Annotated in this window: 4 protein-coding genes; 2 read left to right on the top strand and 2 right to left on the bottom strand. The window is 47.1% G+C overall.

The features are described from left to right. A partial coding sequence (locus WCO51_04915; protein ID MEI6512600.1) for an MBL fold metallo-hydrolase occupies positions 1-198 on the top strand: 198 nt, incomplete at its 5' end. A gap of 42 nt (positions 199-240) precedes the next feature. Beyond that, positions 241-1,290 carry a heat-inducible transcriptional repressor HrcA gene (gene hrcA / locus WCO51_04920; protein ID MEI6512601.1) on the top strand — a complete coding sequence of 350 codons (1,050 nt, stop codon included), beginning with the start codon at positions 241-243 and terminating at the stop codon, positions 1,288-1,290. Positions 1,291-1,365: 75 nt separating this feature from the next. Here hrcA and WCO51_04925 read toward each other — a convergent pair whose 3' ends face one another. Next, positions 1,366-8,169, bottom strand: a complete 6,804-nt coding sequence (locus WCO51_04925; protein ID MEI6512602.1) for a PQQ-binding-like beta-propeller repeat protein — start codon at positions 8,167-8,169, stop codon at positions 1,366-1,368. 146 nt (positions 8,170-8,315) lie between these two features. Further along, positions 8,316-10,691, bottom strand: a 2,376-nt coding sequence (locus tag WCO51_04930) for a hypothetical protein (GenBank protein MEI6512603.1), incomplete at its 5' end; no start/stop codon positions are given.

Raw genomic sequence — 10,691 nt, forward strand, 5'->3', positions numbered from 1 at the left:
GGCCAAAGTGCGAAACCTATCGATGATAAAAATCCACCACCGCCCGAAGACAAGAAAACTCAAACGGTCTATGTCACGAAAACCGGTAAACGCTATCATAAATCGGGGTGTCGCTTTTTATCTAACTCTAAAATCCAAATGACACGCGAGGAGGCTGAAAAGAAGAGCTATACTCCATGCAAGACCTGTAAGCCATAAAGCAACAAATCGGCGGTGCGCGGGGTATAAAGAGTCGTGGCAATGAGTAAAGATTCAAAATCGGATTTAGGCCCGCGCAAAAGTCTTATTCTTAAGGCGATTATCACCGACTATGTTCAAACAGCGGAACCTGTCGGCTCGGAGATTCTCGTTCAGCGATATGAGCTGGGCGTTAAACCCGCTACCGTGCGCAACGAGATGGCAGAAATGGCGGAGATGGGGTACCTCTATCAACCCCATACCTCGGCAGGAAGAATCCCTTCGGACATCGCTTACCGCTATTACGTCGACCGTTTAATGCAAATTTCTCCAATTACTGAAGACGTTCAATCCTATCTGAACAGAACATCCGAAACTGGTGGCGAGTTTTATCAGGTACTTGCAGAGACATGCAAGCTGCTGGCGCGGATGACTCAATACACCTCTCTAGCAACTACCCTAAGACAGTCCGATATAAAAATTCGCCAGGTTGTTCTCTCTCCAATTAATGCTCAACGGTTACTGCTAGTGGTCGTTCTAAGCAACGGCCAGGTAGAAAATCGCCTACTGGATGCGCCAAAGGGGTTATCGATTGAGGACCTTGCCAAAGCTTCATTAGAACTCACTAAGGTAGTCGATCAACCTCTGGGTTCAATCGCCACTCACCATGATGAACAGGCGATGGAACAAGAGCAACCATGGCAGCAAGTATCTCGTCGAGCAATGAGGCTAATCCGCAAGATTACACGCGAGCTATCACGCGGTAAAGTGCTGATGGCCGGTGAAATTCATATGCTCGAGCAACCCGAATTCCAAAAGGATATCGAACGTCTCGAAGTGTTGCTACGAGCGTTGGATGAAGAGAACCTGATCCATAATTCGATGGAAAACTCGGTTAGTGACCAAGTCACGGTTGTCATCGGCGAAGAGAACACACTTGAACCGATGCGGTTCTGCAGTTTAATCGCCTCACGTTTCTATGTCGGCACACACGAAGCAGGCACTATCGGAGTTCTCGGCCCCACGCGTATGCGCTACGAGCAAGCAGTCTCTATCGTAGATTTAGCTGCTCGCAGTCTAAGCAAAGTACTCACTTACCTAATGGGTAATTAAGAATCAGAATAAAGAAAAGGCTTGGGAGTTAACTCCCAAGCCTTTTCTTTGTAACAGAGGAGAAGAATACAGACGTTATTGAGTTTTGTTGAATACTGAGAATCGCGGAGCGATTGTCATGTAGTACAGATCATCTGAACCCGCGCGGCTACTGTTCCAGAATAGCCATACCTGGTCGGATTGAAGATTACCTTGAGCGGTAATATCCGGATACACCCAGAGATTTGCTTCATTAACAATCTGCTCGATTGGAACCGCTTGTTCCGACTGCTCATCTATCCAATCAGGCTTTGCGCCATTACCAGGTTGCCCGTCGAATATTTCAGTAACCATCTGACCAATATCACCAGCCAGATAAGAAATTGAAAGAGAAGCGTTGGGATTATTTACATCCTCGAACTCTTCATTAAAGAAGATTCGTCCTGGTACGGGTTGTGATCCGCTAACACCCGGATCAACTTGATAAATCGCCCCAACCGCCGGCATATTACCAAGATTCGGGGTGCCATCAGGGTTGATGCTCACTCTAACAGGATGTTTTAGTTTCACACCAAATCGCATTGTTTTATAATAGAACGTTGTACTTTGACCACGAGTAACGCCGGTACGACTATAGAAAGCCCACATTCGATCGCTTCGGAACCCACCTGCCGGCTGGCCGACAATCATCGATTGATCAGTACTAATTCGCTTATCGAGTAAGACAATAGGCTTACTTCCACCACCAAGGTTAGGCTCGGTGATCCGCTTTGTTTGCGGAGTATAGTCAATAAGAACAGCTTCATTATTAAGCGGCGCAGCAGTACTAAACCGAACAGTGCCTGCTGAGGCATCTGCAACCGCAGTTCCTCCTAAAGCGCAAGGCGCAGACAAGAGAAGTGACGAGCTATCGTATGTCCAGTCTTCCGGTTTAACGATAACTTGTGGAGTTCCATTAGTGGATTTAACACTAATAGAAGGATTAACCGCTCCACCACTTACTAACCAGGAGAGATGTTGCGTACGCCATACTGGCTGATTACCCTCTCGCTTCATTTTCTCAGCAATTACCCTTGCAAACGCCATCGGATTACCAAGTCTTCCATTGTTTATTGGGTAACGCGACATGAATATTTCGCTGGTCTGTTGGCCTCGGGCAATCCCTTCATAGTAGAGATCTATATACTTCGTGTTGGTTGTCCGCATACGCAGTACAGGGAATGGGTTCATTACACTTGTAAACCCAGATGGGGTAGTAACACGCTGCATATCACCCCATGAGTTGGTCCCGGGATTACCCACAATATAGAAAAGCTTATAATTACCCGTCGTTGCACCCGACCAGAACAGGGCAGTTTGATCGCTCCCTTGTCCTGGATTTAGGTATACAGGAATCGGACGGTACTTTGCCATCCACGGATCCGGTAAGGAAGAGCCGCTGCCTTTCACGATGGTGACAGCTTTCGTTTCGGTTGGCGCGTTTCCTGTCATCCTTGTGTACATGAGTAAGTTCTGGGGCCTGTTTTGGCCGGAAGCGTCCTGTCGATAAACCTGACCGACAAAATAGACATAGGGTTGGTCAAAAATAGTCGGCAATTCAACGCCCGAAGGCAGGGGTAAGGATGGGCTTCCCACCATCGCCGTATTCGCTTGTAGATTGCCAGGTAGCGACACGGGAGTGGCCGCAGTCCCTGTCATTAGCGTTGTCATACTTTGGGCAGTTGGGAAGCCGGTTGAATTGTAATTCCACCATTGAGTAGGAGTACTGGGTTGGAAAGCATATAAGTTAGCAAGAGGCACTCCAGCCGCGCTGGGGCTAGTCGTTCCACCACTTAAGGTAGCGCTATAGAGCCACCAGTTATCACCCGGCTGATACTGACCATTTCCAGCAGACACTCGATTGCTAACCGTAATTAGACCAAGGTCTCCTGTAGATGTTCGGTATCCAATCGGCATCACGTTGGTAGCCATACTCAACGGAGGCTTCGTTGGATCGGTTGTGTTTACTTGCGGAGGATCAACCTGAATTAGGTTACCGGTCGTAAAGCCGTTCGTCAATCGAGCTTCTCTTACTCGCACAGAAATCTTCATGCTAGGATTAGAATAAGACTCTCCAGGAACCCCATTCACATAGTGCAGGACACCATCATCATTGGTGTTTGGAACGCCCGCTGCATTCGTTTGCTCGACCACCCCTATAATCTGCGAATAGGTTCCTGAAGGTTGACCAAGAGGAATGCCGATGGCAACCCGCGGTTTCGAATCGGGATATGGCTGAGTATTATAAGGTCGGTCAGGGATTGTCATTACGGTTGCAGTGCGATCTCCCGGGCGCGCTTTGTGCAAAGTCGGGGTTCCTATCCCAGACGTTCGGACTGGGATTGTCTGCGCCCCAAATACCCAACTGAACGGATCAAACTTCTTATCGAGACTGCTAATCAAGCACAAATCCGCAGGAATCCAGTCAGTCCCGCTAACAGTGTCACTAAAGAGAGGAATTCGATTACCGCCATCTTGTTTTAAAAGGCGAACGTTCAATAAATTCACATTGCCAAGGTTGCGGACCGTAAATGGTTTAAAGAACGACGCATACTTAGGATTAGTTGCAGCGCCATTTATATAGGAGGGCGGCCAAGCGATATTGGTTGCTGAGAAAGGCAGTCCACCTTCTAACAAAGCACCTTGAGGAAGGCTGCCCAAATCAACAACATCCTCTTGAATGGCTAACTTCTCATCGACCGCAACAGAAAGCGTCGGGTCGATTTGACGATAGGGTTCCTCATTCTTTGGCGGAGGTGTCGATAGGAAAGAAACCGGACCGCCGGTAAAGTCTTTATTGCCGTCGAGATCAACATACACATAAAGATTCCCGCCGTAGCCTTTATGGTTAGCATCCTGATATAAGCAAGGCGGTTGGTACCTCGGCACATTAACAGTCATCAATACACTATCCCAAGCAAGCGTGCGATTTGCCCACTGAGCAGGATTATTGCGATCGATTGTCCCAATGGGTGTGGGCGCGGTCAAAGTAATGCCTGTGGTTGATCTCCCTGTAGATGGCACAACCGACATATCGATGTTAGTCGGCACATGCAAAATCGTTTCCTGTCGCAGGTTGATATCAGGATAGTCAAGGCTATTGTTGCCTGAAATGTTTACGCCGTCATTCAGCCCTGGCGGGTCATCGAAAGGAAGTAATTTGTAGACTGAATTAGCGCCCCCCAGGAAAGCCAAATCAGTCTGAGCGACACGAACATTGGTAAGCCCCGTTTTGCCTGAGTTGATGTTCAAAGAAAGCACGCTACGGTCGGAAACGCTGAATAAAGAACTGCCTGCACTGCCATGCTGTGTTTCAGGAATAAACAACGGCAAGTTTACATTAAGCCCATTCCCGTTTACAGCCGAACCAGGTCCGCTCGGACTAGTGTTATTCCCAATACTTATCAAGGAACCTGATTGCCCTTGAGCGATAGCCAATGGATTCGCCAACATAAATGTTCCCGGCATAGGTATGGATACGTTTACGATTGTGACAACAGTACCCAGCGTCTTCGCTTTAGTCTGAATTCCAATCGTAAATTTCTCACCAGGTGTCAGCCAGTCTTTATTACTTCCATAGGGGTAATTTAAATCAATCTGCAGCAATGCGTACCCTTCAACTTGACCGGCATCAGGATTAACTTTACCCGTTGTAGGATCTCTATAAGGAACTGCATTGGAATACACGGGATCTCCTAATTCGACATCCCCCCCATTTGACTTTGGATCTCCTGTTAAAACGACATTAAATATCTGGCTAACTTTATAGCTGATATTTGAAGAACTGTTCGAAAGCTGTACGTTGATCTCCGGAAGTAATCCCTTAACATTGGGTTCACTAGCATCAGCTTTTGGAGCCGTTGCTCCGTGAGGCAAATACTTGAAATCTTTTATCAACAGATAGACACGATCGCCCCACTCAAAGGCAGTACGGTTATCTTGAGTTTCTTCACCTGGTCTAATAGTTTTTTGAAGCAATTTTCGGTAGCTGTCGTAATCTATAGTAGCAACCTTTGCTTTATTGAACTCGGCGCTGACTGCTTGTTGATCCGGTGGCTTCTGCTCTTGAACAGGCGGACCTTCATCAGCCGGATAATCACCGCCAAATTGGCTTAAAAGATCATTGGTGCTAAAGGCATAGATAAATCCATCTTCACTAGCGGTATAGAAATAGCCACGCGATGTAGCACAGGACGCAAAGATGCCGACATTCTGCTGACCCAGCGATTGCCCCCACATCATCCTCGTACCTACATCGTTCTTTGCGCTGGGATAGAGATCAGCATAAATAGCCGCAATCTGACCACCACGAGTACCAACAACAATTGAACGTTGATTTGGTCTGAGAGTTTTATCAGCGGTATTCATTATCACGGCGGTTGGCGAGGCATCAATTCCACCAAATAAAGTATCGCTCTCATACAAAAACGCGCCTGGCTGGAAACCTCCTGCGTTTGATGTCGCAAGTGCATACATTCGGCCGTTGTTGTTGCCGATTATCAACGCAGGAACTTCCTGGGTAAAGGCTTCATCCTGATACAAAGTCATTAGCAGCGGGGATGAGTAACGCATTCTGGCGAGAGGAACATTGGCAGCTATTCCTGCACCCGACCAAGACCAGCGTGGCGCGCCTGTTGTTTTATCAAGAGCATAAACAGTTCCGTCCAAGTTGCTCGTTGAAGATGAGAAATAAACACTATTATCATCGACCGCGGGAGTACAGAAAATACCCCCTAAGCCAGATCCGGGAGATCCCGTTGAGGGAAGCGATGGGTAAACCCAATTAAGCTTCGATCGACCAATCCCATCACCATCAGGAACCAGTGAAAAACAACGCCCGATCGGTGAGGTGATATAAATCGAGTTTGCATCCACAGAAGGGGATGCAACAAAAGCGTAGCCCAATGGGGAAGCACCTTCGACAACGGTTCCTGTTGAAGTTTGAAGCATTACATCAGGATATGCCCACTCTCTCCAAGTCGTACCCGGTTTGCGATTGATACTATCGTAATCTTTGCGTCCTATTGCGTTAATACAATAGAATCGCCCGTTTGAATTTGCGATATATACTTTGTTGTCTTTAACCACTGGTGAAGAATAACCAAATTTGCTAACTGGAGGCGCATCACGGTCTCTATAATTAGTTCCACCCGCACCATTGTAATAATGACTGCCATCTCCACGGTTAGGGTCGTCAGCTGCCGTGCCTATACTTGGATAAACCCAATAAGCCCAAGTGTTTCCATTGCCGTCTCCAGCCGCGTCAAGGCAATACACATGCCCATCGTCAGAGGAGACTAAAACAACCCACTTCCCATCAATTTCCTCTACAGTGGGGCTAGAGTAAATTGGGCTATTATAACGACTTACAAATGCGACAGCATCAGCTACGACGAACTTACCGTTTTCAGCAGACTCATTTGAAAGTTCGATATCAAGCCCACCGGCATCCGGATCGTGTAGGTAGGTGCCTGTTCCCAGCGCAACCCATTGACCACCACTTCCAGCAGCATCAGTCAAAACTGGCCTATTCTGATTAATCGTAACCGTCTGAGTTAAAGCTGCACCATCCTCACCTGCGTAATGAATGATGTATTTTGCAGCTGTTACAAATTTATTATTCTCATCCTTAGGAATCCACACAAAAACATTGTATCGACCAATGCTAGTTGGTGAGGAGTTTGCTCCCTGTATTCGCCAATGAGCAAAAGAGTCACCAACTGCAGCAGTAGGAGCCCATAGGAAATCAACACCATATGGGTTGGTTCCTGCTAGGTCAGCGGGGTCAGGTACTACCCAATTAACGGTGGGAGTACGAGTAAACCTATCATCAGTAGCGCTATCGAAATTGTCTATGTTGTTTGTGAAGTTGCGTACAACAACTAATGGATATCGCCAGCGCACTCCTCCTGTATTGTTGAGCGCATAGACAACTCCACCAGGAGCGGCTGTTGCCCCAGATGTATCCACTGAATCGGTGGTCATTTCATTTCGAGTACAGAAAATGGTGGCTGCAGCGGCAGGGTCCGTATCTACATTAGCCACTGCGGGAGAAGAGTAAGCTGTAGCTCTTAAAGGTACTGCTCTAATTGCATCAGCAAGAACAATCTTCTTAGGGTTCACATCGGCATTCTCTGCTGAAGTAACATTAGTCAAAGTGACTTTTATAGTATTATCTGGCAAAGGCAGGAAACTGCTACCTTCTCCAACACTAAGCCACTGATTACCAACCCTTTGATCAACCGGAACCCATTTCACCTGATTATTGCCATATTCAATTTTATACCAAACAGAATCAGGCTGAGAGCGCTCTGTTCCATCAAGAATTGTCCCAAACGATGGGATGAAAAATTCGATTGAATAACGACGAGGCTTATCGGGATGAATCGTCCACGTTATTTGTTTCGTAACCGCTGCCTGCACCCTCGCCTGGAAGACCGCATCCTCTTCAGTTTCACCCTGGGGAGTGATTACCACTACTTCCGTAGCAAAATAGGAGGCGCCTATTCTTGCGGTAGAAGCATCAGGATCGACAACTCGAGTCCATCCCGCTATTGGATCGAGCAAATGCGTGGTTACATCATATGTGCTACCATCAATTAGGATATAGTTTGTGGGCAGAGGAACGACTGCTAAAGGATCGGGATCATCGTTATCGAGTTGAATTGTCGTTCCAACCTCTTTAAACATTGGGAAGTACCATGTGAGTTTGGTATCTCCGGTATTGGTCAGAATGCTAGTATTGCCCGACCGATTTCCATTGGCGCGATACATCGGGTAATCATCCTCGGACGCGGCAAATAACGGCATAAAACATGCGGCAATTATGCCTAATACTATTAAAACACTTAAACGGTTCATAACTATCTCCACCTTACTCACAAGTGAAATATCCACATCAACTGCGCTAAGCAGTGACCAGTGGGCTATCTTCTAATCGTTTGACGCTTGATACAAGCTTCATGTTCCTGCAACAAAAAGAGTCGCATCCTATTCGACACCCTCTGCTAATAAGGCCTATCAGCAAACTGAGGCTGTTTCAACCCAGGCGCGTCAATCAGCGGCGGAATGCTTTGTTTGATGACATTTTGGGTGAGAGTATTTATCGGATTTAGCCAGCCATGCCAAGGAGCAGCATTATTGACATAACTCGCGCGGTTCAATGCCAGCACTTCGCCGAAGAAGTCATACTGATAATCGAGCGGCTTATTCCCATTGTAATCTTGAAGGAAGACATGCCCTGTCCAGCTGTTACATAACATAATATCGCCATTGGGAAGCCATCTGGCGCTGGATGCCTGCAAAGGTATGCCGCCTTGAACAATAAAACGACCTTGGACATTCGGATCATTTTTCGTAGCCGCTTTTACCCAGCTACGCAACCCATTCGAGTAATCATCGTTTGTTAAAGCAATCGAGTTACCGCTAACATCCCAAGTCGTGCTCTTATCGTCCGGATCCAATGGAACACTGAGTTCGAACACCCCATCGGCTGTTGTGATAAGTACTTCAAACTGAACCCAATTATTTGGGTTAGCGCTCGGGTCCGGTTGGAGCAAAGCAGGACGGACATCAAGTGATACTGGCCCACGAATAGGAATATCAACAGTTTTATAGCTACTTGTATCGGGGTCATAAGCCTTATATCTTATTCGATTAACGATTTGAACACGAGTCCCATCTGCCATCACTCGGTACAAAAGTAGCCCGCCGGTTCCACTTGCCGATTCACGAGGTGTTTGAGCGCCAGGATCATCAAGACCTAATGAGGATCTGGTAGCCACAACATTCCCGAATGTCATGATATAGCTATAAAGCGGGAATTTGACCCCATTGCCTAAATCTTTCTGACTACTTAAAATTCTTTTGATTGCGTTGTAGCTATACACTTTCCCTGATTCGTTAGCGGGGCTATGCCAGAAAAGTTTTGCTATCTGCGGCTCGTTATTGATTAAAAGAATGCCTTTCACTGCCCGAGTATTCGGATCGGCTTCAAAACGGTCGACAACTTCGACTATGCGGTTGTTGCCTGTATCACAAATTAGGTAGTGCACCCAGAACTCCAGGTCACTCGGAGAAGTAAAGGGGTTAAAATCCTTTGGAACGTAATCGGTCCAGAAGGTGGCATCTCTTGGCTGTTGCAAGGAAGTCGGATCGCCGGACCGATAGCCCGCAGGAACATATTTATCATCGACCGCAAATTCAGAGATAGACCGCGTCTCGAAGCCAGAGCGATTGACTCGAACAACACGATTGTCGCCCGTATCTACAATCAGCATTTCGGTAGGAGTGACGCGGTAAACCTTTGTCGGTAGTACCAATTTAGTAGATTTCACCACCGGCGCAATTAAAGATCCATCCGCCGCAATAATCGATGGTTGCCCTGCCAAGGTGGTATCCATACTAAAGGTTGGGAACCCTTCTGAATCGACTTCAATAATCCACGATGGCTGTGCGATTATCGTCTGAGCTTTCTCAAACACTTTGATGCCGACATCAGTCCCCAATACAAGCATGCCTTCTGAACCTACCAATCCGGAAGCTATTCCAGGCAACTGATAAGCTTGTATCTTGTTGATAAAATCATCCATTCCGGTAATAGCTTCACTTGCAGGCCAGCGAATATGAGGGTTAGGCTTACCGGCAGTCAGGATGGTCATCTGTTTGACACCAACTGAGTTGAACATTTTAACAGGAACCAACGATGAGTCATTTGGAGCGATATCAGCATCCAATGCCCACACCATTCCCACCTTATTTCCACCGGGGGGCAAAGTCTGCATCCCTGCCAGATAGATGAGGTCGCCACTGATCATTGGTGGGGATTTCGGTTCGAAGAATGGGAAGGCCATAAACCATAAGAGAGGATTCCAGTTGCCTCCGCTATCATCAGGGAAGTACAGATTCTCGCCCAAAGACCCGGCTTGTATGGATACCGGCATCGATACGCTCAAAGCGTCCATCGTACCGCTTCCTCTCTTCAGGAAACTCTTAATGGTAATCGAACCGCTTTTATCGATGTAGTATTGGCTTGAATCGAGCGTACTATATTCCCGAACGGCGGTTGGGGCTTGAACATTGGGATCTTCCATCTTTTGAAGATCCGGTTGACGAATGGTAAGGCTTCCGGTTACTTCGGACCCCATCTTGATTTCAAAAGCCGGTGGGTTAGAATCAAATGCAAGGAGAATTGCCAATGGTATTCCCGAACGCTTACCGGTAGCAAGAGCGTAAATCACGCCATTGCGCTGAACAGGAGGCAAATCATCACAAAACCTCAAATCCGTCAGCGGAGCTGGGGCACCTGTTCCGAAAAGAACATCAACTGCTGGCAATCCAACAACTTCGCGTACTTCGGAACCACTAAATAGATGCTTATAAGT

The organism is bacterium, from assembly GCA_037131655.1.
GTDB lineage: Bacteria > Armatimonadota > Fimbriimonadia > Fimbriimonadales > JBAXQP01 > JBAXQP01.

What these genes read in the sequence shown, in the direction of transcription:
- WCO51_04925 (MEI6512602.1), bottom strand. Translation starts at nt 8,169, where the DNA reads ATGAACCGTTTAAGTGTTTTAATAGTATTAGGCATAATTGCCGCATGT.
- hrcA (MEI6512601.1), top strand. Translation starts at nt 241, where the DNA reads ATGAGTAAAGATTCAAAATCGGATTTAGGCCCGCGCAAAAGTCTTATT.